The organism is Aminobacter sp. GW821-FHT11F06, assembly GCF_058808215.1.
In genome coordinates, this window is sequence record NZ_JBXARL010000001.1 from 523,568 (window position 1) to 550,038 (window position 26,471).

The window sequence follows — 26,471 nt, forward strand, 5'->3', positions numbered from 1 at the left end:
GGCCAGACTCAATACTCGAAAATCGTCCGGAATATGCCGGGCGCGATCACCGACAGCGGGTTGACGTGCAGCTTGGGTGCGTTGGCGTCGCCCGAGAGCTTGTAGGTGACGCCGATCAGGCCACGGTCGCGGCCATTGCCCAGGATGGCACCGACCAGTGGCAATTCTCCGAAGATGCGGTTGAGGCCGTAGGCCGGCATGAAGGTGCCGGTCATGTTCATCTGGCCCTGCTGGTCATAGAGCACGCCCTGGAAGGTGGTGCCGATCAGCGGCCCGCGCAAAACGCCGTTCTCCAAGGCCAGGTATTTTTCGCGCTTGTCGATCTGGGCGAAGCCGCGTTCGAACTTGACCCGCGAGGTGTCGATGTCCTTGCGCACCGCCTGGCTGAGGCTGCGATCGTCGCCGGCGGGCTTGCTGGAGACGATCGAGGCGAGCCGTGGCTCGTCGACCACCACGAAATCGCGCACGTCGACCTGGCCGTTGAGCGGCCCGTCGCCTGTCGATTCCAGCGCAAGCGCCAGGCTGCCGCCCTGCATGCGGGCATAGACATCGAGGAAGCGCAGGATCGCACCCGCATCGGCGGAGCGGACATCGAGACGCCTGCCCCCTCCCTGCAGCGCGTTGCTGACGGTGATCAGTCCACCCGAACTCGCAGCTGCGTTGACTTTCAGGCTGCCGACCTTCGATCCGGCGCCTGAGTATTCGAGCGAGACATTGGACAGTTTTTCGCCGCTGAAACCGATAAGCGTTCCGACATTGGCGTTGACCGAGACCGAGGATCCGCCCGTCGATTTGCTGGCTTTATCGGTATCCGCCATGAACTGCTTGATCAGCGCGCGAGCATCGAGCGCATTGCCACTCACCTGAACCGCAAAACCTTTGCCCGACCGCTTGATCTTGACCGAAACGTCATCGTCGCGGTTCAATTTCACTTCGTTGAAATTGGCTGATGACAGGTTGGTATCGGCGAAAGAAATGTCGCCCTTGATGCTGAAGGTTTTTCCGCTCAGGTTGAAATCGGACAAGGTCGCGCGCGGACCATCACTGTTCATCACGAACGAGACCTCGGCCGGGATGCCAGGACCCTTGCTCCAACCGACCCAAGGGATGTCGAGCCGAGCCGCGGTCAGGTCGGCGACGATGGCGCGCTTGCCTTCGGCCAGTTGTTCGACATTGACCTTGATGGTGCCCGACAACAGGTCGGCCAGGCCGGGCATCATCGCATTGCGCGTCTTGTCGTCGAGCATAAGCTGGACGTTGCGCTGCTTGTCGATAGCTTTGTCGCGCAACGGCTCGACGATATCGAGCTCCGCGGGCACGCCATTGAGCTTTCCGTTGGCGGCGATGACGGCCTTGTCTGGGGTGACAGTGATCGTGCCTTTCGCCTCTGACAGTCTCTGGCCGTCAAAAGGCTTGGCAACCGCCAGGCCGTCATAGTCGAGCGCGACTTTCCAATCGAGCTTGTCGGTGTCGATGCCCTTGGTCAGGGGAATGTCCGCCTTGACGTTGCCGGTGACATCTCCCGTCAATTCCTCCGGCAGGATGCCGACATGGCGCATGGCGTTGATCGGCTCGTAGGAGGCGAGTTCGGCGACCGCGTCGGCGCTGCCGGCGACATCGATGTCGAGCGCACCGACAACCGGCAAGACGTTGGCCTTGACGACCTTCAGCTTGCCATTGCTCGCCGCCACCGTGCGGCCGCTGGGCATGAAAACGGTGCCTTGTGATAGCGAGACATCGACGTCGTTGCCATGGAACTCGACGATTCCCCTGGCGTCGCGGATGGGCGGAATGCGGCCTGCGGTGTCGAAGCGCGAACCGTCGAGCTCGAACCGGCCGAAGACCTCCTGCGACGTGAGCGGCACGCCGTTGCCGAGCCGGTCCGGCTTGACGTCGAACGTCACGTTGCCGTCGACGACGCGCCCGCCAAACAGGTTTTGCAGCACCCACAGCCGGGCGTTGCGGGCAGAAAACCACGGCCACAGCTGCTTCACATGGGCGACAGACATGTTGTGGACGTTGAAAGCCACGAAAATGCCAGGCGCCTTGCCGTCGACGAACTGAACCGATGCCTTGCCAAGTGCCTCTCCGTCCGGGCCGGACTTCACCCCGATCTGTTCGGCGGACAGCGTCTTGGTGACGACATCATAGGTTCCGGCGACGCGAGCCAGGAAGCTGAGCGCCGGCTCGGGCGACTCGCTGGGTGCCAGATGCGACTCGCGGCTGATCAATTCGAAACGATAGGCCGGATTGTCGCTCGCCACGCCTGTGGCAGGACGTGGCCCAACGCCACCGCTGAAATCAAAGGTCGATCGGTCGGTGGTGACCAGGAGCTGCCGGACATCGAGCTTGTTTTCCCCGTCCGCAAGCCTCAAGTCGAGCATCACGTCGCCGACAAGCTGACCGCGCTCCTTGAGGTCCAGCGTCGACTTGCCGATCGAGCCCTTGGCGATCAGCTCCGAACCGCCGGCTCCGTTGCCTTCGCGGCCGGTGATGATGAGATCGGCCGAACCGATGCGGCTTGCCTTGGTCGCTGGAACATCGGTCATGCCGGCGAACGGATCGGTCATAGACACTGTGGCATCGAGCGACGCGATGCGGTTGGCACCGGCTTCGCGTTCAGCCGATGCCGCAAGCTCGACATCGCGGCCGTCGACGTCGAAATTGGCCCCGATCCGCAGTTTGCCCAATCGCGTCTTGGACAAGGAGGCCCCAACGACGCGAACGACCTTGACCTCGCCGCCCGATGGCAGGACGAAATCGACATTGGACAGCGCGATCTCGCGCATGGCGTCGTACTGGACCGCATCGAAGCCGCGATGAATGCCGCGAAACGTCTCGCTCAGAAGTTTCTGCGGGTCGATCAGGCCATCTGGGCTGCGCAGCACCGCACTCCAGTCGGAACCGCCGCTTTCAGGCATGGCATCAACGACAATGCGGGCGTCGGAAATCTTGGCGTCGCCGAGGCGCACGTCGCCTTTCAGCAACGGCAGCAGCCGAATGCCGAATCGCATCATGCCGGCTTCAGCCATGGCGGTGCCGTCGGCGCGCGTAAGCTTGACGTCGGGAACCTCGACAGCAATCAGCCTGAGGCCATCGAGCGTCAATCGCGCCTGCCCCATGGAAACGTCGACATCGACGCCGGCAAGGCCTTCGATGGCGTGTTCGGCCTCGGTGCGCAGCCTGTCCTGGCCGATACCGGTATAGCTCAGGGCCTCTATGGCGATGATGACCAGCAAGACCAGCGAGCCGAGCACTGTGACAGCCGCAAGGACGCAGTGGCCCGCGCGCCGACGCACCGACGTGCGTGGACGCGGCACTTCCTGGCCCGCGGCCGACGGCATGGCGCCGAGATCAGTGATCTCGTTGCGCCTGAACCGGATTTTCTCGTGCCGGGGCACTTCCTGATCCACGCGATGTCCCGTAGTCGTTTCGGTCGTGGACGAATCCAAGTCCGACATTATCTAACCTGATATCCTTGCAAGCTCACCCGTAACTTCCAACAAGGGCATCGATGTGTCTGAACTCGAAACTGGCCAACCCGCCCCGCAATTCGAACTGCCGCGCGACGGCGGGGGCACTCTGACGCTTTCCGACTTTGCCGGCAAACCGGTTGTCCTCTATTTCTACCCCAAGGACGATACGAGCGGCTGCACTGCCCAGGCGATCGACTTCACCCAGCTCAAGCCTCAATTCGAAAAGATCGGGGCAGTCGTCATCGGCGTTTCGCCCGACAGCGCCAAGAAACACGACAAATTCAAGGCCAAGTATCAAATTGGCATCGACCTTGTGGCCGACGAAGAGCGAAAGGCGCTCGAGGCCTATGGCGTTTGGACCGAAAAATCCATGTACGGCCGTAAATATATGGGGGTCGAGCGTTCGACCTTCCTGATCGGCGCTGACGGCAGAATCGCGCGGATCTGGCGCAAGGTAAAGGTACCAGGCCATGCCGCGGAGGTGCTGGAAGCGGTAAAAGCCCTCTAGCAAAATCGCACATTGCGGAACCGATCCCCCTCTCCCGACGTTTCCGGCGGGACTATCTCAAAGGGAGAATGAAGATGTTCCGCAGCCTTATCCTATGGATGATTGGTATTCCAATCCCCATCATCATCCTGCTTTGGCTTTTTCTGCGCTGAGAGAACCGATTCGCGGGCGCCTTGATGTGACGCTTACAGTCTAATTCGGCCGCAAATCTAGCGACAGGTCCAAGCGCACTTCGTCAAAATCTTGATAGATGAGAAAATCCCGCCGCGTTCTTGCGTGGTGGGATTTCTTTTTTGACGCCCCTTGAGAACAACGCTTGACCCGGAACTCGGGCGCAAAGCTTTGTTAACCCTAATAATGTGTAATCGGATCGTCGCTGTCTCGTCATGAGAGTTCGGTCCGGTGAAAGCTGCAAATCAGGCGCCTGCTTTCGGCAAGCGCAAAGAACCCCATACTGTCATCATCGCGCGCGGAAACGAGATCCGGCACTTCACCGTGCGCCCCTGGGTCGCAGCCCTTGCCGGCTCCGCCCTTGCCGCTGTCGCTGTCGGCTATCTCCTGGCGACATCTTATCTTGTGCTGCGCGACGACCTGATCGGCGCCACAACGGCGCGCCAGGCGCGCATGCAGCACGCTTATGAAGACCGCATTTCAGCGCTTCGCGCGCAGGTCGACCGCATCACCAGCCGACAGCTGCTCGACCAGCAATTGATGGAAACCAAGGTCACTGAGCTTTTGGCGCGGCAGTCGCAGCTCAGCCAGCGCCACGGCAGGCTCGGGCCGATTCTCGACAGGGCGGCAAACGCTGCCGAACCCTCCGCCCCTGCCAAAGCACCCGACAAACGCGTCGAACTCACCGACAAGACGATCGGACAGGCAGGCGCCCTCGCCTATGCCTCGGCGGACGCGGCGGCAGCACGGCCATTTTCGTTCTGGTCAACCAGATCGGTCGCGGCCGACAGCGAAAGCAGTGCCGACCGCGCCGACAAGCTGTTTGTGACCATCAACAAATCGCTGCGCAGCATCGAGGACGACCAGGTCGAGCGCATCGCCACGCTTGCAGACAACGCCTACCAGACAGCTGGCGCCATCACCGACGCACTCGAAGATGCCGGACTGCCCATTGCTGCCGACTTCGGCAAATCGGGCGTTGGTGGCCCGCTGGTGCCACTCGACAATCCCTTGGCGTTCGACAGCAAGGTCAAGGAACTCGACGAAGCCCTCGACACGCTCGACCGGCTCAAGAACGAGGCGCGCAAGCTGCCGCTCGCCAATCCTGCCGCTGGCCGGCCGATCTCGAGCACGTTCGGCGTCCGCACCGATCCACTGATCGGCACGCCCGCGCTACATTCAGGCATGGATTTCCGCGCGCCCTACGGCTCGCCGGCGCGCGCCACCGCCGCGGGTATCGTCACCAAGGCCGGCTGGAACGGCGGTTATGGCCGCATGGTCGAGATCGACCATGGCGGCGGCTTCACCACACGCTATGCGCATCTGAGCAAGGTGCTGGTCGCCCCCGATCAAAAGGTGGCAATCGGCGACGAAGTAGGCGAAGTCGGTACCAGCGGCCGCTCGACCGGCCCGCATCTGCATTATGAAGTGCGACGCGACGGCGATGCCGTCGACCCGCTGCGCTTCATCAGGGCCGGCAAGAAGCTCGGGCAATATCTCTAGGCCATGGATTCGGGAAGCGTCATCCACAGTCTCGAAGAGCTGTGATGCGCATTGTGTGCCCAAGGTGCAAAGCGCTGTCGCGAATCTACCTGAAAACCAGAATCACCAGACACGAGCGGTGCGCAAATTGGCCCCTAACTGGACGTCATGCACCAGAACGATTCGCCGCCGGCAGGCTTTTTCCGCGCACGCGATTCGCTTCTGGACGCTGCAGGAAACAGCAGCACCAACGTGTTGTAAGATGGAGGGGGAGGCACCGTCCCGCGCCATGGGCGCTTCTGGACAACTTAATCTAGAGGTTCAGTCGGCAAGAGCTAAGCCCTTGAAAAACTGGCGCGAGTGACGGGGCTCGAACCCGCGACCTCCGGCGTGACAGGCCGGCACTCTAACCGACTGAGCTACACCCGCGCTCTGGACGTTGGCGCTGGGCGCCGCGTCGTTGGCGGTGAATTACGGCGTTCGTGGGTAGGTGTCAAGCGACATCGAAAAGATAATCGACAATCTTCGTCGTCTATTTTTCGAGGCGCCGAAAACCCGGCTTATGCACGCACTTACCTGCCCTTAGGGCACGTATTTGAACTTGCAGAGAGAAGACGAACCGCTTATTGCTCCGCGCGGTTGGGGCGATTAGCTCAGTTGGTAGAGCGCTTCGTTTACACCGAAGATGTCGGCGGTTCGAGCCCGTCATCGCCCACCATTCCCTCCCCTAGAGACCGTGCTTTCGCACGCAACATCGCGGCTTCCCGCGACGTTGCATTCGGCACGCGCCAGCGGTGAACGCGCGCCAAACGTGGTGGCGCAAGTCGAGCCAGCGTGAAATCTGGACTGCAATCCAAAAATGATGCAGAAAATCGAAGATGAGGAACGCCAAGGCAACTACCGTTTGCTTTCCCTTCATCGGTGACCTTTTCGGTGGCAGTCACCTGTCGGCACTTGGCTTGATAAAGAACCTCGATCGGTCGCGCTTTACGCCGCTGGTTGTACTGCAACTCCCCGATGGGCCTGTCGCCGAAATCTTCAGGCGAGAGGGTATCCAGTTCGAGACCGCCCCCGCTCAACATCACCTCACCCGCGGACAAACACGCGATCGTGCTGCTGCCGCCACGGTCGCCCGAACCCTTCCAGCGTTCACGAGGTTTCTGAAGGCCAAAGATGTGGCGATTGTGCATACGAATGATGGCCGCACGCACATCGCCTGGGGGCTTGCGGCACGATTCGCCGGGTCCAAGCATCTTTGGCACCACCGCAACGACTCATCGTCATTTGGGCTGCGCCGCGTAGCGCCCTGGCTTTGCCATCGTGTGGTGGCCGTATCGAAGTTTGCCTCGCCTCGCCCCGCACTCTTTTCGGCCGCCGGCAAGTGCAGCGTCGTTCACAGTCCCTTCGACGTGAACATGTCGGCCGGGATGGCGCGCTCGGACGCCCGAAACAAGGTGCTTGCCGAAATTGGAGCCGCACCCGACACGCAACTGTTCGGCTACGTCGGCACCTTGGTCGCGCGCAAACGGCCGATCCTGTTTGTCGAGGCCCTCGCAGCCATGAAGCGGATTGCCCCTGGCATGAAACTGGCAGGTTTGTTTCTCGGCAATGCTCTCAATGGCCTCGACGACCAGGCGCGATCGCGTGCCGAAGCACTTGGAATTGCCGATCATGTCCACTTCCTGGGGTTCCGCTATCCCGCCGAGCCCTGGATCGCGGCACTTGATGCGCTTTTGGTGACTGCCGTGGACGAACCCTTGGGGAGAACCCTTGTCGAGGCGATGTTGCTGGGCACGCCGGTTGTCGCCGCCGACTCAGGTGGAAACCCCGAAGCGATCAAAGACGGCGAGACCGGCCTGCTTGTCAGACCCGATGATCCCGACGGATTCGCCACAGCGTGCCTGAAGCTGCTTCGAGACGCGCCGATGCGCCAGCACATCATCGAAACCGCGCGCAGTACGGCGCGTGCGCGTTTCAGCGTCGAAAGACACGTGCGCGAGATCACGCGGGTCTACGATGAACTCCTCGCTTCCGATAAACCGAAGGCGAAGGCATAGGGGTGAAGTGGTATGTTCGCGCAGAACCGTCGCGCGAGACAGCCGTGGCAGACATCGGACAATCAATGTCGACTGGGCCAATGTCGACTGGGCCAATTTCGATTTGGTCAATATCGGCTTGGCGACAATTTGGAAGCCTTTCAGGCAGGACACCGAGCGGACTATCGGCCCTCGAGCGTGTAGTCCTCTACGCCGGCGTCTTCTTCGCCCCCTATGCCAATTTGCGGTTGCCGCAGGTTTTCTTCACCCTCAGCGATTTTTTCTTCTGCCTGAGCTTTCTCACTCTCGTGTTGACTGGCCGTATCCCCAACAGGCCGCTTGGCCGAGCTACATCCACTTGGCTGCTGGCTTTCACGCTGCTGTTCGTCGGGCTGATGGCCGGAAGCCTTTTGCGCGGAAGTGCCGAACGCGGCCTGATCGTCACCACGCAATATCTCTTCTCCTACATCATCCTGATGGTTGTCCTGTTGCGCGACGACCCGGATGAAGCCCATCGTCTGGCTGCCATTTTCCTGGCGAGCATCATCCTGGTCGACATCCATGGCATCTATACGTTCTACGCCGTGGGCTATGTGCCCGGCGATGGCAAAGGCGTGGTCACCGGCGGGTTGCGCCTGGCGACCGTGCTCAGGAACCCGAACCTCGCGGCGTCGATGAACGCGCTGATCATGCCGATCCTGCTCTATTTCTGGTCCTCCGGGCGAATAAGGGCCTTTGTCGCGGTGCCCGCAGTCGTGATCTGCCTGGTGACGATCGTGCTCACCAGCTCCAACAGCGGGCTGATCCTGATCACAATCTGCCTGACGGTCTTCACGACGTGCATCATGACGATGCGGTTGTTCTTGCGCCTGGCGCTCGTGGGCGCTGTCCTCTCCGTTGGCTTCGTAAGCTTTGGCGGCACGGAGCTTTTGCCCAAGACGTTTCACAAGCGGGTCCTGGCGGCACTTTCCTCGGGCGACACGTCCGAGGCGGGGACCTTGATTTCGAGGACCGCGCTCATGGAGGAAGCCGTCGAGATGATCGCCCAGGATCGGATTGTGCTGGTCGGCCTTGGTGCAGACCAGTTCCGCGAGCGCAGCGTACAGGCGGCTCCGGTGCACAACCTCTATCTGCTTTTGTGGGTAGAGGGCGGGCTTTTGGCCGTTGTCGGCTGGATCATGTTCTCGGGCGTCGGCGTCCTGCTTTGGTTCGCTCTCAAAAGGGCGGGCGGGGACAGATATGCGCTGGCGGCGGTGGCAACGACGGTGGTCGTGTTTCTGACAATCGCGATGTTCAATCCGCACATGTACGCACGATACTGGACCGCGCCGGTGTTGTTGTGTTTCGGCCTGGGGCTGGCCCAATTGCGTGATGACCGCCAGCAACACCGTGGTTGAACCGGCATCGTTGCCCCGTACCGTCCGAAAACCCGCAACCAGGCCGATGGATTTCCTGACCTGACAAGGCACGATGCACTGCCTGATCATCCCGGTGAAGGTTGAAGCTTATCAGACCTCAATTGCCGACCTTCACAGCTCCAGGGGAGAGATCGCGTGAAGGTAGTCATTGTTGGTTCCGGCTATGTTGGACTGGTTTCGGGTGCGTGCTTCGCCCAATTCGGCCACACGGTCACGTGCGTCGACAAGGACGCGTCCAAGATCGCCGCGCTGGAATGCGGACAGGTTCCGATCTTCGAACCGGGCCTTGAATCCTTCATCGCTCACAATGTTCGCGACGGCCGCCTATCCTTCACCATCAAGCTGGCTGACGCATTGGTGGATGCGGACGTCGTCTTCATCGCCGTGGGCACGCCCGCACGCCGCGGAGATGGCCATGCCGACCTCTGCTACGTTTACCAGGCAGCGCGCGAGATCGCGCGTGCGCTCACGAAAAAGATGGTCATCGTCACCAAATCGACAGTGCCTGTCGGCACGGCGGACGAGGTCGAGCGGATCATCCGTGAGGAAAACCCAAGCGCGGAGTTTTCCGTCGTGTCCAATCCGGAATTCTTGCGCGAAGGCGCCGCCATCCAGGATTTCAAACATCCCGACAGGATCGTTGTCGGGGCGGCCGACGACTATGCGCGCGCGACAATGGCGGAAATCTACAGGCCTCTGTTTCTCAACAAATCGCCGATCCAATTCACGTCGCGCCGTTCGGCCGAGCTGATCAAATATGCCGCGAATGCGTTTCTCGCCATGAAGATCACCTTCGTCAACGAGATCGCCGATCTCTGCGAAAAGGTCGGCGCCGACGTTCAGGAAGTGGCAGCGGGCATGGGTGCCGACAACCGCATCGGCTCCAAGTTCCTTCATGCAGGCCCGGGCTTCGGCGGATCTTGTTTTCCAAAGGACACGGTTGCGCTGGCCAAGACAGCTCAAGACCATGACAGCCCGATGCGCCTTGTCGAAACCACCATCGCTGTCAATGACGCCCGCAAGCGCGCCATGGCGCGCCGCATCATTCAGGCAGCAAGAGGCACCGTGCGCGGCAAGACCATCGCCGTCTTCGGCCTGACCTTCAAGCCGAACACTGACGACATGCGCGAAGCGCCTTCGATCTCGATCATCCAGGCGCTGCAAGATGCGGGCGCCCGCATCCAGGCATACGATCCAAAGGGCATGGAACATGCCAAGGAGCTGTGGTCGGACGTATCATTCCACGCAAGTCCGTATGAAGCCGCCGAGAACGCCAGCGCGATCTGCATCCTGACTGAATGGGAGCAATTCCGGGCGCTCGATTTCGAGCGGCTGCAAACGCTTGTCGCCGAGCCGGTGCTTGTCGATCTCCGCAACATCTATACCGCCGAAGATGTGAACCGGTACGGCTTTGCCTATTCGGGCATCGGCTCGGGATCAATGGCGCCCTACGACGCGGGCCATGCAAGGATGCGGGGACCGATCGCGGCGGAGTGACGTCGCCTGCGCGGCTGCGTGACGGCGTGCCGCCGGTCACGCAGTCTCGCAGCACACAGGAATCGGCACGGCATCAGGCTGCGGTCATCCATCCATGTGTCACCGCGAAATGGACGATCTGTGCGCGTGAATGCAGTTTCAGCTTCTCGGTGGCCCGCGCCTTGTAGGTCTCGACGGATTTGACGCTGACAGCGACGCGGTAGGCGATTTCCTTGTTGGAGTAGCCCAGTGCGATCAGGCGCAGCACTTCCTCCTCGCGCGTCGTCAGTTCCACCCCGCCGTCGGAGTTGCGATGAGCCGCTTCGGGCTCCGGCGGGGTCAGCATCTGGCAAGCAGTAGGCGGATCGAGATACAGTCCACCAACGGTCGCCGACCTGATCGCCAGCAACAGGTTCTGGCCCACGGAGCGTTTTTGAACGAAGCCTTTCGCACCGGCTTGAAGAGCAAGCTCGACATAGCTGCGATCCTCATAAAGCGTCATGATCACGATGTGCCCGCGATATCCTTTGGCGATAATCTGTTCGGCAAGCACGAGCCCGCTCATATCGGGAAGCGAAACATCGAGCACGACCACATCGGGTGCGGTCTCTTCGATCTGGGATAGTGCATCGGCGCCATTATAGGCTGCACCGACGCACACAATGTCTTCCGACGCTTCGATCAGCGCGCGCGCGCCGGCGACGACCACGGGATGATCATCGACGAGAAGAGTGCGGATCGGATTCATGGCACGGTCTCCTCAGTGGGTTTCAGTGTGTCTGGATTGGAATGATCGCCGTCAGTTGGGTACCGCCCGATGGAGGACAGAAGATCACCAGCCGCCCACCCCGCTCAGCCAGCCGCTCCTGCATGTTGGAGATGCCGCCCCTGCGGGCCGGCCGGCCGTAGTTCTCATAAGATGATGTGAGGCCAGGACCGTTATCCTCGACAACCAGCGTGGCCATTTCCGCCGCAAGTTCCAGTTGAACGACGACGCAAGAGGCATTGGCCGCGTGCTTGGCGACGTTGGTGAGCGCTTCTTGCGCGATACGGAACACCGCTTCGGTGATCGCATCGTCGGGTTCGACGCCGTCCCTTCGTTCGGATTGAAAATGGACGGTGATGCCCGTTTCGCGCTCCCACTGGGCCGACAGCATCATGAGCGCCGTGGTCAGCTGGCAGCCCAGCGGAACGCCTCGGTGTTCGCCCGCCGCAATGGCCCTCAGCTCATCGCCGAGCCGGCTGAGCAGATGACGAAGTTCCGCGAAAGTGCTGCTCCTGGACGTGTCCGCGATCGTCTGCTCAAGGGCGGCCAGGCGAAGTCCCAGTCCGACGAGATATTGCCCGGCATGGTCGTGCAGGTCCCGCGCTATCCGCCGGCGTTCCTGTTGGACTGCTTGCTGAATCGTGGGGAGCGCCCATGTGGTTTCGCTGGTTTCTGCCGAGCAATGGACCGGAGCCGCGATTGGCTCAGCAGCACCGTAGGGCTGATCGGCAAATGAAACATTGTCGTGTTCCAGCGACCAGTCATCGGTCACGCCTAGATATGGGCCACCGCCAAGGGGCGGCGCATCGCCTTTGTTCACGGGCTGTCGATCGGTGCCCGTCGAAGGCATGCGAATCGTCGACTTACGACGAAAAACGCGGCCTTCAGCTTCGGGTCCTATCGCATAAAACCCGTCATGGGATCGCTTTCGATTGCGGGCGCTGTCAACTCCGTCCAGACCTTCGCCCGCGTCCTTACCCGCCGCCCCGAACATTTCCACCCCCACTCAAAACAAAAGGTGTACAATCTCTAGTTGCCTGCATGGTATTTCACTACAACCTCAGAGATACGCCTGAAGGCTCAAAATGGCAAGTTGCAATCCGGTTCGACAGGATTTGCGCCCTGGCTGTCAGGGTTTTCATCCTGCGGAAAACCTCCGGCATTGGGCTAATCTAAACCTCGCATTCGTGGAGTTGGCCCTGGAAGAGGTTGCGTCGCGGAATGATCATGCACGTGATCACGAACTATGTTGCCAATGCCGGGGCGGAAACGATGCTGTCACGATTGGTGCGCGCCTCGCCCGAAGGCGCGCACATCGTGTCGCTGATCGACATCTCGGAACGAAACCGGGTTCTTGCAGGCAATGGGGCACGCTTCGAGCGCTTGGGAATGCAATCAGGCGCAAAGGTGGCGACGGGCATCTTTCAACTGGCGCGTCACATCTCCCGGGAAAAGCCCAACGTGATCCTGTGCTGGATGTATCACGCCGCGATCGCGGGGCTGCTGGCGCAACGACTGTCCCGGCATTCGGCTCCTTTGTTCTGGAACGTTCGCCAGTCGCTTGACGATCCGGCCGCATTGTCGCGCAGCACGCGGATCGCGCTTAGCTTGTGCAAGCATCTCGCGCGGCTGCCTGAAGGCATCATCTACAATTCCCATCGATCATTGGAACTGCACCGCCGCTTCGGTTTCAAAAACGGCAATGTCGAAGTGATCCCGAACGGTTTCGAGATCGTCGAAGATCCGTCAAACGGCAGCGGGACGCCGCATGTCTTCGGCATCGCGGCACGGTTTCATCCGCAAAAAGACTACGAAACCTTCTTTCGCGCCGCAGCCTTGCTGTTGGCGCGACGGCCTGATGTCAGGTTCGTCGCTGCCGGTGCCGGTGTTGTCCACGACAATGCGGAGCTACGGAACATGATGGCAGCGGCCGGGCTGCCCGGGACCGCGATCGAGCTTCGCGGCCAGGTCGACGACATGGCCGCCTTCTACGGCAGCATCGACGTGCTTGTTTTGTCGTCGCGCACCGAAGGCTTTCCCAACGTCGTCGCCGAAGCGATGAGCCACGGAAAGCCGGTCGTGACCACCAATGTCGGCGACGCTGCTCTGGTGGTCGGCGACACCGGAACCGTCGTTCCGCCGCGCGACGCTCGGGCACTTGCAGAGGCCATGCACCGAATGACCGAGCTGGGACAGCACGATTATGCGGCACTTTCGATCGCGGCCCGGCGGCGGATCGAGAACCGGTTCTCCCTGGCGCAGATCGCACATCGCTACGACGAATTCCTGGGGAGGCGCGTCAGCGGCGTGGCTCTGGAGCACGTGGAGTTTGGCAGATGAACCTGACGGCAAAGCAGTTTTATCAGGGCAAAAGGCAGCAAGCCGACCCGGCTGTCGAATCCCAGTTCTTTTCCAATCTCAAGATGCGCAACGGCACCTTCAAGCTGACGCGGCCTTCTCGCTTTGCTGCGCTGGAAACAGAAATCGGGCCGGCCCTGGCGGAACGGGCAGCGGTCTTCCGGCAGGTGCTTGATGTCGGCGCGTCGACTGGCCTGACGACGATCGAACTCGCGGACTTTCTCAGCGCCGCAGGGGCGTGCGCCGAGGTAACCTGCACGGACCTCTTCGTCGAGGCGCATCTCCTGGAGATCGCGCCAGGATTTCGCGTGCTTGCGGATGCGGACGGGTGGCCGCTGCAATATGATGTCGCCGGACAGCCGATACGCGCCTGGGTCCGAAGGCTGGATTATTTCACGCTGATGGCCGCGCCGCGGCTTTTTACGCGCGCGGCACTGCGCCGCCGGCTGCGGCACATGATCGCCGAGGGACGTAGCGTTCCCCTCAGGATGGAATCCCGAGGCCTCGCGGGCAGGAACATCGAACTCGTCGAGAATGACATCTTCGTCCCCACTCAGCGCTTTATCGGCAGGTTCGATTTCATCCGCGCTGCCAACATCCTCAACCTGAACTACTTCCCCGCCGAGCAGATACACCAGGCCGTGTCGAACATCCGATCCTATTGCCGCGGTCCCCGCTCCCAGGTGCTGATCGCCCGCTCGAAAGGATCGCACCATGACGCGACCCTGTTTGAACTTGGGTCGGAGGGCGCCTTCACCGTGCGAGCCCGCGCCGGGAGTGGATCCGAGATAGAGGGGCTGGTGCTCGGTCTCCGGCAGAAACGACCGTGATGAAGGGCCCGGAAGGCTTTTCGCGATCTAGCCGGCTGAACCTAAGAGTGGCCGCACGTATAGCGCCGCCCAGCCCCGACAATCGTTCAAAGTTCCATCTTGGTGAGCAGCAGTCGATTGACAGCATGGGCGTCGAAGCGCCCGCGCGCGATTTCGAGGGAACGGCGCCCCATGCACTGAGCGAGTGCTGGATCGTCAATGAAACGCTTCATGGCCGCAGCAAGGGCATTGGCATCGCGCGGAGGAACGATGAAGCCGTTTTCTCCGTCCACCACCGTGTCGCGGCAGCCGGGCGTATCGGTGGTGATGATGGCGCGGCCTATCGCCATCGCCTCCAGGATGCTGCGCGGTATGCCCTCGCGGTAGAAAGACGGCAGGACAAAAACGCTGCAGCCAGCGAGATAGGGTCGGACATCGGCGGTTTCGCCAAGATACTCGACCCCCGCTTCGGTTGCCCAGCGGTCCACCTCCGCGCGCGAAATCGCCAGCGGGCTTGGGTCCAATGGCCCGAGAATCTGAAATCGCGCTTGCGCATTCATCGCACGCAGCGCCTTGGCGGCTTCGGCGAATTCGCAAAATCCCTTTTCGCGCAACAAGCGCGCCACGATCAGAAAGACGGGCACGCCGGACGGAACGTCGCTGGGCACGAAACGGCTCAGATCCACGCCCGAGCCCGGCACGGGAACTATGCGGCTGAGATCGCCGACCATCCGACCGCTGCGGATGTCGGCCGCATCGGCGTCGTTGTAGACGAACACCCGGCCGCCGCCTTGCAGTGCGACCCTGTACATCCAGGTGGCGATCCGCCGGATCCAAGACAGGCGCAGTCCTTCGGCGTCGCTGAAAACGTAACCGAGCCCGGTGATCAAGGCGTGCCGCTGCCTGATGCCGGCGAAGCGTGCCGCCATCAGGCCGTAGATGACGGGCTTCATCGTGTAACAAAGAATGACGTCGGGAGAATATGTCCGCAGTGCTCGCCACAGGGCGATCAGCGTCCTCATATCCTGCATCGGGTTGAGCCCGGTCCGCGCCATCGGAATCTGCACAAACGACACGCCGATCGCAGCCAGGGCCTCGACCGTCGGAAGGTCCATCTCGGGACCGTAGGCGACAACCTCGTGGCCACGTTCCACCATTGTCTTGAGCAGTTGGTACCGGAAGTTCACCAGCGAAACGGTGTAGCTGCATACGACAGCAATCCTGCGCCGTCCCTTGGGCGCCTGGAAAGCGGAGAGGCCAATGGGCGGCCCCATAAGGCCACTTCCGATGTTGGGCGTCAGTTGCATAAGGCAACTCCAAGCGGCGCAGCACCAAAAACAAGAAAAATATCAAAAATATTAGTGCCGTGACATGAGAATTATTGCAACTATATTTTCTAATTGAATATCAACTCCTACACCATGAGAGCTTATGATGTCTTCATCAACAAGACCTATGGTAAATGCATTTGTCTATACATCACAACTTGCAACCCTGTTGCTGGTCGCGTTTCTTTCCGCCAACGCGCGAGCTGATCAGTCTCCCTTGACCGGTTACCTGCTTGCGCCGGGAGACACGATCAAACTCGATGTCCTGGATGATGACGAGATTCCGGTCGACCTCCCCATCGGGCCGGACGGTGCAATCCAGGCGCCCTTGGTCGGTGCGGTGCGGGTGAGCGGACTGACCCTCTCCGATACGGCGAAGCAACTGGAACGCAGCTATGTCGACAACAAGATCTTTGTCGTGCCCAAGCTCAGCGTGTCGGTGGCGGCTTACCGCCCTGTCGTGGTGATCGGCGACGTGCGCCAGCCCGGGCCATACCCGTTCCAGATGCCGCTGACCATCGAGACGGCGCTCGGCCTGGCCGGCGGGCAACTTCAAGCGGCCTCTTCGGAAAACCCCGTGCTCGCCAGTGCGCGCCTGCGCCAGGAACTCGACACCGCAGAAGCTGATGTCATCCGCGAGGCATTGGCCATAGCCCGGGTGACTGCCCAACTCGCCGGCCGAACGACAATCCTGGATGAGGACGTGCCGGAGCCGGCGCGCTCTTATGTGAAAGGGCCGGCCGCCCAATCCATCCTCGATGTTCAACTGCGCATATTGACGGCCGCGAGCGACAGCTTCAGCTCGCAAACCGCTGTTTTGACCGAGCAACTGGCCGAAGCAGAGCGCGGCTTCGGCTTGCTCCAGGAGCTTTCACAAAATGCCACAAGAAATATCGAGCTGAGCCGTGCGGACCTGAAACGCGCGCAGGAACTGCGCGAACGCGGCATCAAGACGTTGACCGACGTTTCAAATCTGATGCGCCAAACGTCCATGGAAGAGGCCCGCCAGCTTCAGATACTTGCCGATCTTTCCGACGCCCGGCGCGGCATCGGCGAGCTGAAAAGCAAACTTGCGGATCTTGCGAAGACCCGCGACATGGAAGCGCTTCTCGAGCTTGAAAAACACAGTGCCGACCTCGCCAAATTTCTTTCGTCGCGCCTCGGCACCGAAGAGCAGCTGATCCTGATTTCCACCCTGACGGCGGAAGAGCTGGCAAAAAACAAGGAGGTGATCCTCGATTTCATCATCCGGCGCGACACGGGCGGGGGCCGAGCCAACCTTCAGGCGCAGGCGGATACGCTGCTGTTTCCCGGCGACGTGCTTGTGGTCCGCATGCGCAACCGCAACGACACAAATGTGAGCAGCTTGCCTGCTAGCCTGGCGCAATGAGACAGGCGCATCCCGGAAAGCGAAGGGGGCAAAGCCTCGCCGCTTTGTTGGCCATGCCGCTGGCAGCCCTGCCGGCCGCGCTGACGGGGGCGTTCATCTGGTGCTCGCTCGGGCGGCCACTGCTGTTTCGTCAGCAACGCAGCGGCTTGGCAGGACGCCCGTTTACGCTGGTGAAATTTCGCACAATGCACAATTTCCGCGATGCGGACGGCCAGCTGCTGCCCGACAGCAAGCGCGAAACTGCAGTCACGCGCGCGATACGCCGCCTGCGGCTTGATGAGCTCCCTCAACTTCTGGCGATACTTCGAGGCGAGATGAATTTCGTCGGCCCGCGCCCGCTGCTGCCGGTTACGGTGGCCGCCTTTGGCGCCTTGGGAGATGTCAGGGGATCCGTGCGACCGGGTCTGACCGGGTGGGCCCAGGTCAATGGCAATACCGGACTTGGCGATCGCGAGAAGCTCGCTCTTGATATCTGGTACGTCGACCACCGGTCGATATTGCTCGACGCGCATATCCTGCTTTTGACGGTAGCCACGTTGTTGCGCGGCGAACATGTCCGTGCGGCAGCACTTCGTGCAGCACAGGGTCACCTTGCCGCGCGCTCCGGCGAATTGATCGCAGCCGATCAAACCAACCAGGCGATCATATGAAGGTCGCGTTCGTCGGCACCGTCGAAGCATCCGCCGTCGCCTTCGACGCACTCGCTCGGGCCGGCATGGCTCCCGGTCTGGTGATGACCTTGCCGGTGGCGGCGGCAAAACGGCACTCGGATTTCGTCGATCTCACGCCTCTGGCCCGGAAGGCCGGCAGCAGGGTCGAATATACGCGAGATATAAACGACCGCGCGACAATCGAAACGCTCCAGGGGTTCGACACCGACCTCGTTTTGGTGATCGGTTGGTCGCAAATTTGTCGCGGCGCTTTCCGGGCAGTCGCGCGGCTGGGCAATATCGGCTTTCACCCCAGCCCCTTGCCGCGCCTGCGGGGCCGCGCGGTCATTCCATGGACCATCCTGCTTGGCGAAACCACAACGGCCGCGTCCCTGTTCTGGCTCGACGACGGCATAGATTCCGGCCCGATCCTGCTGCAGGAGCCGATCGTCGTGGACGACGAAGAAACGGCGCGGACACTCTATCTCAAGCAGTGCGCCGCCATGGCCCGGATGCTGCCTAAGGCGGTGGAACTGGTGCGCGCCGGCAATCCGCCACGGATCGAGCAGGAGCATGGCGATGCCACATTTTGCGCCAGGAGAACCGCGGAGGATGGGCTGATCGATTGGCGAGAGCCGGCGAACAGCGTGCTGCGCCTGATCCGTGCTGTGGGCGATCCATATCCAGGCGCATTTACCACCTGCGCCGGACGACGCCTCTTCATCGACGCGGCTGTCTTTTTCGCCGACTCGCACCGCTTCATCGGTTTGCCCGGCCAGATACAGAGCCATACGCCGGAAGGTTTTACGGTTCGCTGCGGCGATGGCGGATGCGTGCACGTCATCGCATGGAGGCTGGACGATCCCCAAGTTGGAGCCCAAATCAGTGCCCCAATCAGGCCGCGCCTTCATTCCAAACTTGGCGGACCGTTGCCGGCTCAAGCTACCTGAACGCAATTGCGCAAAATCAGCTTCGCTTGGGGGATTGCCTGACAGGCCTCGCGCCCCACGCTCCCTTGCCGGCTCCGACAGTTAAATCAGTATGAATGCCAGAGCGTTGCATCGATGCGGGCGCTCATCTGGAGCGTTGGATGACCTGGCTGGGCAATTTTGGACGGGTTCTGGTCATTGCCCCGCACCCCGATGACGAAATCCTGGGCGTCGGCGGCACGATCGCGCGGCTTGCCAAGGCCGGGCATGAAGTCTGCGTGGCTGTGGTCACCACCGGACGGCCGCCAGACTACTCCGCCGCCGAAACCGCCCAGCTTCGCGCGGAAGCCGCCCAAGCTCACGCCATTCTTGGCGTCGACGAGATATTTTGGCTGGATTTGCCGGCCGCACGGCTGGGCGAAACAACGCATGTTGCGCGAAATGCTGCGTTAAAAGAGGTCATCAGGCAGGTCGAACCCACGACTTTGTTCGTGCCCTTCGCCGGCGACATCCACATCGATCATCAAATGACATTCCTTTCGGCCATGGTCGCCGCGCGGCCGAACCAGACGAAATATCCGGGAACGATTTTGGCCTACGAGACCTTGTCCGAGACAAATTGGAACGCGCCCTATTTGTCGCCGGCGTTCGTTCCCAATGTCTTTGTCGACATCAGCCAAACGCTCGAACTGAAGCTTGAGGCCATGCGGATGTACGGCTCGCAAATCCGGGCCTTCCCGCATGAGCGCTCCACCGAAGCGCTCCAGGCGCTTGCCACGTTGCGCGGCACCACGGTGCACAGGTCTGCTGCGGAAGCCTTTGTATTGATCCGCGACGTTGTCTTTTCCGATCGAACGCACAGGGAGGTCGGTGATGAGCACCTGGCCGCAATTTGAAAACAGGTCCGGGCCGCTCCCCAAGACATGGCCCCAATATGACGAGCAGCAGATAGAGGACGTGGCGGCTGTGCTCCGTTCGGGCAAGGTAAATGCTTGGACGGGCTCCAGAGTGCGGGCATTCGAGGAGGCTTATGCGGCGCTGATTGGCCGCAGCCACGCCATCGCCCTTGCCAACGGGACAGTGGCGCTGGACATCGCCCTTCAGGCCATCGGCTTGCAGCCGGGCGACGAGGTCGTCGTCACGCCGCGCAGCTTCGTCGCCTCCGCGTCCTGCGTGCCCATGGCAGGGGGCGTGCCGGTTTTCGCCGACGTTGATCCATCGACCCAAGCCATGACGGCGGAGACGATCGCTGCGGTGCTGACCCCTCGCACCCGAGCGGTCATCGTGGTCCATCTCGCGGGATGGCCCGCCGACATGGAAGCGATCACCCGCCTCGCCCGCCAGCGCGGCATTGTGGTGATCGAAGACTGCGCCCAGGCGCACGGGGCCGAAATTTCGGGCCGACCGGTCGGAAGCTTCGGCGAGATCGCTGCCTTCTCCTTCTGCCAGGACAAGATCATCACCACGGGCGGCGAAGGTGGGCTGCTGGTGATGGACGACGAGGTCCTATGGAAGCGCGCCTGGAGCCTGAAGGACCATGGCAAATCCCATGACAGCGTGTTTTCGCACGCCCACCCGCTTGGCTTTCGTTGGCTGCACGAAAGCTTCGGGTCCAATTATCGCATGACCGAAATTCAGGCGGCGATCGGTCTCCGGCAGCTTGACCGGCTGTCCGGCTGGCACGCACAGCGAACAGCGAACGCCGCCATCTTGATGAACGCGTTCCAGAACCTGCCCGGTTTGCGCACGCCGGAGCCGCCGCCGCATATTCGGCACGCCTGGTATCGCTTCTACATCTTCGTAAAGCCGGAGCGGCTGAAGCGGCGCTGGAACCGCGACAGGATCATGCGGGCGATCAACGCAGAAGGGGTCGCTTGTTTCAGCGGCAGCTGCTCGGAAATCTACCGCGAAAAAGCCTTCGTCGATCGCGGCTTCGTGCCTGCAGAGCCGCTTCCGACAGCGGCCCTGCTCGGTGCCACCAGCCTCGCATTCCTGGTCGACCCGTGCCAGAGCCTGACATCGATGCATCGGACCGCCTCGGTCGTCGCGTCGGTGATGCAGCATGCCACCGAGCAGTCGAATACAAGTAGCGATCTGCCGGCTGCGATCCCCGTCAATGCATGGATGTCATCGGCGAAGGGCGCGGGCGGTTAGGCCTGCGCAATGCTCATGACATCCAGAACTGGCGCCTGCCAGCAGCCGCCAGAGCCAGGAGATGACATCAGTGACAGCGCCCGGCTCTCTCGATGATTGTGCCAAGCCTCGGCGGGAGCGAAGCGGCACCCGCTTGCCGTCAACCGTTCGCGCTCTTGGCAGGCGCATGCTGCTGGGATGGCGTGAGGAAACATTTCTGCGCGCCCGTCTCATCAATATCGGCCATCTGCTTACCGGCAGCCTCTTTGGCTCGATCATCGGCATGATCGCCTTCGTCTTGACAGCCCGCGCCCTGGGTCCGGCGGATTATGGCCTGCTGGCACTGGCCTATAGCTACTGTCGGGCGATCCAGCTTCTGGTGGGGTTCCAGTCGTGGCAACCGCTCATCAAATACGGCGCGGAACTGCAGGAAGCGGGCCGACACGAAGACTACCGTTCGCTGCTCAAGTTCGGCCTGTTCGTGGATGTCGCGGCCGCCGTCGCAGCCTTTTTGGTGGCGGTCGGCCTGGTCTTGCTCTTCGGCCCGCTGATTGGCGTCAGCAAACAAGCCTCGCTGCTGGTCTTGATCTATTCGACGACGCTGCTGTTTCAAATCAGCGGCTTCCCGACAGCGGTATTGCGGCTTGCGGGCCGGTTTTGGCTGGTGGCCTACGGATCGCAATTCAACACCATCTTGCGACTGGTGCTCTGCCTGATCGGCCTGCTGACAGGAGCCGGGCTCATGTATTTCGTGATCGTCTGGACCATCACGCAAATCATTGGAGCGTTGCTGCTGCTGGTTCTTGCATTCATCGAATTGCGCAGGCAAGGCGTACGCCACCTGCTGTCCGCGCCGCTCGCCGGCATATCGGCACGCTTCAAAGGACTTTGGGCGTTCACCATCGGCAGCAATATCGAGCTTACGATCCGGTCCAGCACCGCCCAGTTCGACACGCTGATCGTCGGCGCCCTGGCCGGACCGGCGGCTGCGGGTTTTTATCATATCGCCAAGCGGCTCGGCCGCGTTGTTGTTCAGTGCGGGGTTCAGGTTCAAGCCGTGCTCTACCCCGACGTGGCGCGCCTGTGGGCAAAACAGGCGCTGGCATCATTTCGCCGCACGATCCTGCAGATGGAATTGCTGCTCATCACCTTCGGTGTCGCTGTGGTGGTGGGCACCTGGCTGTTCATCGAGCCGGTGCTGCGCTGGACCGCCGGCACAGAATTCATGGCCGCAGCGCCGCTGGCCACCATGCAGATGGTCGCGGTTGCGATGACGCTGAGTGGCAGTGCCGTGCGCACCGCTCTGCTTGCGATGGGACGACAGCCGGCCGTGCTCAAGATCGTGCTTGGCGCGACCTTGGTGTTCCACATCACCGCGCTCACAGCGATCCCGATGATCGGAGCAATGGGGGCAAACATCGCGCATATCGCGATGTCCACGGTGTGGCTAACCGCGCTGATCCTGGTCTATCGGAGCGCACTCAAAAGTTCGTCAATTTCGGCTTTGCAGCCCGTGGGCCTGCAACAGATTGACTGACGCCTGGTGCTCGACGGCTGTATCAACCACCTCGTCCCACCCCGCCATGACGCGTTCTCGCGAAAAGCGACGGGCTGAAATCGCGGCTGCCTGCCCGAGCGAGACACGCAGCGCCTCGTCACCCAGCAGACGTGAAAGTGCGGTGGAGAGGGCTTCGACATCGCCATCTGGCACGAGCAGGCCATCCTCGTCGTGGTGAACCATGTCGCTCGGTCCAAACCGGCAGTCAAAAGAGATGACAGGCAGGCCAGCCGCCATTGCCTCGACGAGCACGATGCCCCAGCCCTCGTAGCGGGACGACAGAACGAAGGCGTCGGCGGTCTCGATCCAGCCGCCGGGCCGCTCGCTTACTCCGGGGAATTGCACGCAATTGTCCAAACCGAGTGCGCGACGCTGTTGCTCCAGCACTTTACGTTCCGGCCCCTCGCCCCAGATCACCAGCCTCCAGTCCGGATGCGAGGCCGCGATGGCGGCGAAGGCCTCCAGCAGCAGGTCAAATCCCTTTTGCGGAACGAGCCGCCCGACTGCGGTGAGAATTCGTTGGCCACGCCGTAACTGCAAATCCGTCGGCAGCTTGGCCTCGTTCGGGATGACCCAGCTGCGTGGGCGCTGTTGGGTCGGGAAGAGGCTCATCGCCCCTTTGGTCATCGTGACCAGGCCAAACGCGGTGGGATAGAGATGCTTGCGCATCCAGCTCCAAACCGGTCCGAAGGTCTGCAGTTCGGGATTGTTGCGTTCCGACACGACGACGGGAATGCCGGTGCCCAGTGCCGCGAGCAATGACAAGATGTTGGTCCGTGTCAGAAAACTGATGACGACATCAGGCGCGAGCCGAAGAAACTGGCGGCGAAGTAGCCGCACGCGATTTGCAGCAAGCCAGGCCCCGCGCAACGGGCCGGTGCGGCGATTTGGCAGGTCGAGGCGGATGAGTTCCACGCCCGGATCGATCTCGTAATAGGGCGGCGTGCCCGAGCGCTCCAACGTGATGATCGCCACTTCAAAACCGCGTTCGGCCCAGTGATTGGCGATCGAGCTCACGACGCGCTCGCTGCCACCCGCCCCAAGCGCAGGCAGGACGATCACGATACGAACCTTCATCATTCGATTTCCTGATCGGACGCAGCTTTAGCCACCGGGCAGCCAGATTTAGCATGAGCATCCACCACGAAAAATGCGGATTTTCCTGACCTGCAATGCTGTGGGGATCATGGCTGACTAAGTGAAGGCCCTGTCATCAGTCGTCATGCGCGGAAGGCAAGAATGCAAAACTTTCCCGGGCGTATTTGGCATCGCGCTACTCGGCCACTTTATTTGGCGACAACTGCCATGAAGGCGGACGCCTTCCTCGTTTCTTATCCAAAATCGGGCCGGACCTGGTTCCGTTTCATTCTGTCGAATTATTTTGCCAACGCGTGCAACCTCGACATCGACGTCGATCTGCACAGTATGTTCAAGGTACTGCCGAATTTCGACAGGGACCCTGTCAGGGGGCTTCCGGCATTCGCCTTCGGCGCGTTGCGGCCTGAAATGCCTCTCATCCCGGTGAGTCATTTTGGCTACCAGAGGCGGCTGTTCTTGAACCGTCCTGTCATCCTCATGGTGCGCGATCCGCGCGACGTCATCGTCTCCAGCTACTTCCACGCCACGCGCCAGAAGCTCAGTTTTCAAGGCGACATGTGGCAATTCATCGTCGATCGGCAGCGCGGCCTGCCGGCCTTGGTGCGCTATCTCAATGGCTGGTCGACCGGCATCGCCAACCGCAAGACCTACGTGCTGAGCTATGAAAACCTGAGCGCCAATGCCTATGGCGAAACCGCCGAAGTGCTGTCGTTCCTTGGCTGCAAGGTCAAATTGCCCGAGCTTGCCAAAGCCGTGGAAGCTAGCCGCTTCAACTCCATGAAAAAGCAGGAGCTGTCGATGGGATTGCCGTCGCATGACTATGACCGAAGCGACGAAGAGAGCCTGCGCATGCGGCGCGGTCAGGTCGGCGGTTTCTCAGCCTATCTCGATGCCGACCAGATCCGATTCATCGAAGACACCTGCTCGCGCAAGCTGCGCCCTGAAGCGAAACGTCTGCTGTCGGGCACAGCCATGCAGCCGCCCGAGATGCAAGGCAGCCGGCGGATTTTGGGCGATGAGCAGGCGATAGACCGAAAACGTCCAGCGGAACATTGATGCTATAAAGGATCGTCACTCGCGAAGCGGAGGCGGACAAATGACCCAGGCAGCTTTCCGCATCTTGCCGGGCCAGGCAGACTTGCCAGGTGATGAATGACCACATCACCCGCTTTTGCGGGGTGGCGGTTCAGACAGCCGAGCGTCATTCCGGGTTTCGGATTGACGCTCGGCTTCTCGCTTGCCTACCTCACGCTCATCATCCTGATCCCCTTGTCGGGGCTCGTCTGGCGTTCGGCATCGCTCGGCTGGGCCGATTTTGTCGCCATCGCCACCGACCGGCGCACCGTCAAGGCGCTGGAGATCAGCTTCGGCACCGCCTTCATTGCCGCCGCGATCAATGTGGTGTTCGGCACCATCGTTGCCTGGGTGCTGGTGCGTTACCGCTTTCCCGGCCGCCGCGTCATCGATGCCATGGTCGACCTGCCTTTTGCCTTGCCGACGGCGGTGGCGGGCATAGCACTCACCACGCTCTATTCGCCCAAGGGCTGGATGGGCGCCCTGCTTGGGCCGCTCGGCATCAAGGTCGCCTATACGCCCTTGGGCATCGTCATCGCGCTTGTCTTCATCGGCCTGCCGTTCGTCGTGCGCACCGTGCAGCCGATCATCGAAGAGATCGACAAGGAGGTCGAAGAAGCCGCGGCCACCCTGGGCGCCAACCGCTTCCAGACCATCTCCAAGGTGCTGTTTCCCGGCCTCGCACCCGCCGTCATCACCGGCTTTGCGCTGGCTTTCGCCCGTGGTGTCGGCGAATACGGCTCGGTCATCTTCATCGCCGGCAATTTGCCTTATGTCTCCGAGATCGCGCCGCTTCTGATCGTCATCCGGCTTGAGGAATATGATTATGCCGCCGCCACCGCGATTGCCACGATCATGCTGGCGCTGTCGTTCCTGATGCTTTTGATCATCAACCTCATCCAGGCGCGGACCCGCAAACGTTATGGCTGATCCTGAGCTTTACCCCGCCGACGCCTATCACGCGCATGCGTCGCTTGCCGTGACCGAGCGGCCCTTGGCGCGTGCGGCGCTGATGTTGATCGCCTTCGCTTTCCTCGCCATCTTCCTGCTGCTGCCGCTGGTGGTGGTGTTCGAGCAGGCGTTTTCGCGCGGCATTGGGCCCTTCCTCAGTGCCATCAACGAGCCCGACACCATTTCGGCGATCAAGCTGACGCTGCTTGTCGCGGTCATCTCGGTGCCGCTCAACCTGGTCTTTGGCGTTGCTGCCGCCTGGGCCATCGCCAAGTTCGAGTTCAAGGGCAAGGCCTTCCTCACCACCTTGATCGACCTGCCGTTTTCGGTGTCGCCGGTCATTTCGGGCCTGGTCTATGTCTTGCTGTTCGGCGCCTCGAGCCTGCTGGGCCCCTGGCTCAAGCTGCATGGCATCGTCATTCTGTTTGCCGTGCCCGGCATCGTGCTCGCCACCGTCTTTGTCACCTTCCCCTTTGTCGCCCGTGAACTGATCCCGCTGATGCAGGAACAAGGCACCGGCGATGAGGAGGCGGCCTTGTCGCTCGGCGCCAATGGCTGGCAGACCTTTTGGCATGTGACCTTGCCCAACATCAAATGGGGCCTGCTTTACGGTGTGCTGCTGTGCAATGCGCGCGCCATGGGCGAGTTCGGCGCGGTGTCGGTGGTCTCGGGCCATATCAGGGGCCTGACCAACACCATGCCGCTGCATGTCGAGATCCTCTACAATGAATACAATGCCGTCGGTGCCTTTGCCGTGGCGTCCGTGCTCGCCGGCCTCGCTTTGGTGACGCTTGTGCTCAAAACCCTTCTCGAGCTCCGCTACGGGGCCGAGATCGCCGCCACGCGCGGACACTGACAGA

Annotated in this window: 21 protein-coding genes and 2 tRNA genes; 17 read left to right on the plus strand and 6 right to left on the minus strand. The window is 61.4% G+C overall.

What is annotated here, in order from left to right:
* Positions 1-8: 8 nt before the first annotated feature.
* Positions 9-3,413 (minus strand): hypothetical protein, encoded by a 3,405-nt coding sequence (locus AC1RTB_RS02580; RefSeq protein ID WP_492876416.1) that lies wholly within the window; start codon positions 3,411-3,413, stop codon positions 9-11.
* 103 nt (positions 3,414-3,516) lie between these two features.
* Between AC1RTB_RS02580 and bcp the strand changes: the two genes are divergently transcribed.
* Entirely contained in the window at positions 3,517-3,984 is a 468-nt protein-coding gene (bcp, locus tag AC1RTB_RS02585) for a thioredoxin-dependent thiol peroxidase (RefSeq protein ID WP_492876414.1), read from the plus strand.
* Between the two features lie 402 nt (positions 3,985-4,386).
* A complete protein-coding gene (locus tag AC1RTB_RS02590; RefSeq protein WP_492876412.1) occupies positions 4,387-5,658 on the plus strand; it encodes a M23 family metallopeptidase in 1,272 nt (423 codons plus the stop codon).
* Positions 5,659-5,989: 331 nt separating this feature from the next.
* On the opposite strand, the gene AC1RTB_RS02595 is transcribed toward AC1RTB_RS02590, so the two are convergent.
* A tRNA-Asp gene (locus AC1RTB_RS02595) sits at positions 5,990-6,066 on the minus strand.
* A gap of 213 nt (positions 6,067-6,279) precedes the next feature.
* On the opposite strand from AC1RTB_RS02595, the gene AC1RTB_RS02600 reads away from it, so the two are divergent.
* The 4 genes from AC1RTB_RS02600 to AC1RTB_RS02615 all read left to right on the plus strand — a co-directional run bounded on the left by AC1RTB_RS02600 (position 6,280) and on the right by AC1RTB_RS02615 (position 10,588).
* A tRNA-Val gene (locus AC1RTB_RS02600) sits at positions 6,280-6,355 on the plus strand.
* Between the two features lie 160 nt (positions 6,356-6,515).
* Positions 6,516-7,694 (plus strand): glycosyltransferase family 4 protein, encoded by a 1,179-nt coding sequence (locus tag AC1RTB_RS02605; RefSeq protein WP_492876410.1) that lies wholly within the window; start codon positions 6,516-6,518, stop codon positions 7,692-7,694.
* 80 nt (positions 7,695-7,774) lie between these two features.
* Entirely contained in the window at positions 7,775-9,070 is a 1,296-nt protein-coding gene (locus AC1RTB_RS02610; RefSeq protein WP_492876408.1) for an O-antigen ligase family protein, read from the plus strand.
* A gap of 156 nt (positions 9,071-9,226) precedes the next feature.
* The gene (locus tag AC1RTB_RS02615; protein WP_492876406.1) at positions 9,227-10,588 is read left to right on the plus strand and encodes a UDP-glucose dehydrogenase family protein; all 1,362 of its coding nucleotides are present in this window, start codon (positions 9,227-9,229) and stop codon (positions 10,586-10,588) included.
* 73 nt (positions 10,589-10,661) lie between these two features.
* On the opposite strand, the gene AC1RTB_RS02620 is transcribed toward AC1RTB_RS02615, so the two are convergent.
* Entirely contained in the window at positions 10,662-11,315 is a 654-nt protein-coding gene (locus tag AC1RTB_RS02620) for a response regulator (protein WP_492876404.1), read from the minus strand.
* Between the two features lie 22 nt (positions 11,316-11,337).
* Complete coding sequence (locus tag AC1RTB_RS02625) at positions 11,338-12,327, minus strand: sensor histidine kinase (protein ID WP_492876402.1); 990 nt, start codon at positions 12,325-12,327, stop codon at positions 11,338-11,340.
* A gap of 278 nt (positions 12,328-12,605) precedes the next feature.
* Between AC1RTB_RS02625 and AC1RTB_RS02630 the strand changes: the two genes are divergently transcribed.
* Both AC1RTB_RS02630 and AC1RTB_RS02635 read left to right on the plus strand, forming a co-directional pair.
* The gene (locus AC1RTB_RS02630; RefSeq protein ID WP_492943794.1) at positions 12,606-13,673 is read left to right on the plus strand and encodes a glycosyltransferase; all 1,068 of its coding nucleotides are present in this window, start codon (positions 12,606-12,608) and stop codon (positions 13,671-13,673) included.
* Positions 13,670-14,521 carry a class I SAM-dependent methyltransferase gene (locus tag AC1RTB_RS02635; protein ID WP_492876398.1) on the plus strand — a complete coding sequence of 284 codons (852 nt, stop codon included), beginning with the start codon at positions 13,670-13,672 and terminating at the stop codon, positions 14,519-14,521. Before AC1RTB_RS02630 ends, AC1RTB_RS02635 begins: the two co-directional genes overlap by 4 nt.
* Before the next feature lie 86 nt (positions 14,522-14,607).
* Here the strand turns inward: AC1RTB_RS02635 and AC1RTB_RS02640 are convergent, their stop codons facing one another.
* Positions 14,608-15,807: a glycosyltransferase family 4 protein gene (locus tag AC1RTB_RS02640; protein ID WP_492876396.1), complete on the minus strand. Its 1,200-nt coding sequence runs from the start codon at positions 15,805-15,807 to the stop codon at positions 14,608-14,610.
* 127 nt (positions 15,808-15,934) lie between these two features.
* Between AC1RTB_RS02640 and AC1RTB_RS02645 the strand changes: the two genes are divergently transcribed.
* From AC1RTB_RS02645 to AC1RTB_RS02670, 6 genes are all read left to right on the plus strand, one after another.
* Positions 15,935-17,218, plus strand: a complete 1,284-nt coding sequence (locus AC1RTB_RS02645) for a polysaccharide biosynthesis/export family protein (protein WP_492943787.1) — start codon at positions 15,935-15,937, stop codon at positions 17,216-17,218.
* Positions 17,215-17,868: a sugar transferase gene (locus tag AC1RTB_RS02650; protein WP_492876392.1), complete on the plus strand. Its 654-nt coding sequence runs from the start codon at positions 17,215-17,217 to the stop codon at positions 17,866-17,868. Before AC1RTB_RS02645 ends, AC1RTB_RS02650 begins: the two co-directional genes overlap by 4 nt.
* Positions 17,865-18,818: a methionyl-tRNA formyltransferase gene (locus AC1RTB_RS02655; RefSeq protein ID WP_492876390.1), complete on the plus strand. Its 954-nt coding sequence runs from the start codon at positions 17,865-17,867 to the stop codon at positions 18,816-18,818. The genes AC1RTB_RS02650 and AC1RTB_RS02655 overlap by 4 nt, the downstream gene beginning before the upstream one ends.
* A 140-nt stretch (positions 18,819-18,958) precedes the next feature.
* Positions 18,959-19,693, plus strand: coding sequence for a PIG-L deacetylase family protein (locus AC1RTB_RS02660; protein WP_492876389.1), 735 nt, complete (start codon positions 18,959-18,961; stop codon positions 19,691-19,693).
* Complete coding sequence (locus tag AC1RTB_RS02665) at positions 19,671-20,951, plus strand: DegT/DnrJ/EryC1/StrS family aminotransferase (RefSeq protein ID WP_492876387.1); 1,281 nt, start codon at positions 19,671-19,673, stop codon at positions 20,949-20,951. The genes AC1RTB_RS02660 and AC1RTB_RS02665 overlap by 23 nt, the downstream gene beginning before the upstream one ends.
* A 166-nt stretch (positions 20,952-21,117) precedes the next feature.
* Positions 21,118-22,467 carry an oligosaccharide flippase family protein gene (locus AC1RTB_RS02670; RefSeq protein ID WP_492876385.1) on the plus strand — a complete coding sequence of 450 codons (1,350 nt, stop codon included), beginning with the start codon at positions 21,118-21,120 and terminating at the stop codon, positions 22,465-22,467.
* Here the strand turns inward: AC1RTB_RS02670 and AC1RTB_RS02675 are convergent.
* Positions 22,423-23,568 carry a glycosyltransferase family 4 protein gene (locus tag AC1RTB_RS02675; RefSeq protein WP_492876384.1) on the minus strand — a complete coding sequence of 382 codons (1,146 nt, stop codon included), beginning with the start codon at positions 23,566-23,568 and terminating at the stop codon, positions 22,423-22,425. The two genes, AC1RTB_RS02670 and AC1RTB_RS02675, sit on opposite strands and share 45 nt — an antisense overlap.
* 225 nt (positions 23,569-23,793) lie before the next feature.
* Between AC1RTB_RS02675 and AC1RTB_RS02680 the strand changes: the two genes are divergently transcribed.
* The 3 genes from AC1RTB_RS02680 (at position 23,794) to cysW (ending at position 26,467) form a co-directional block, all read left to right on the plus strand.
* The gene (locus AC1RTB_RS02680; protein ID WP_492876382.1) at positions 23,794-24,642 is read left to right on the plus strand and encodes a sulfotransferase domain-containing protein; all 849 of its coding nucleotides are present in this window, start codon (positions 23,794-23,796) and stop codon (positions 24,640-24,642) included.
* 96 nt (positions 24,643-24,738) lie between these two features.
* Positions 24,739-25,590: a sulfate ABC transporter permease subunit CysT gene (gene cysT / locus AC1RTB_RS02685; RefSeq protein ID WP_492943788.1), complete on the plus strand. Its 852-nt coding sequence runs from the start codon at positions 24,739-24,741 to the stop codon at positions 25,588-25,590.
* On the plus strand, positions 25,583-26,467 hold the full coding sequence (gene cysW, locus AC1RTB_RS02690; RefSeq protein ID WP_492943789.1) for a sulfate ABC transporter permease subunit CysW: 885 nt from the start codon (positions 25,583-25,585) through the stop codon (positions 26,465-26,467). The genes cysT and cysW overlap by 8 nt, the downstream gene beginning before the upstream one ends.
* Positions 26,468-26,471 lie beyond the last annotated feature (4 nt).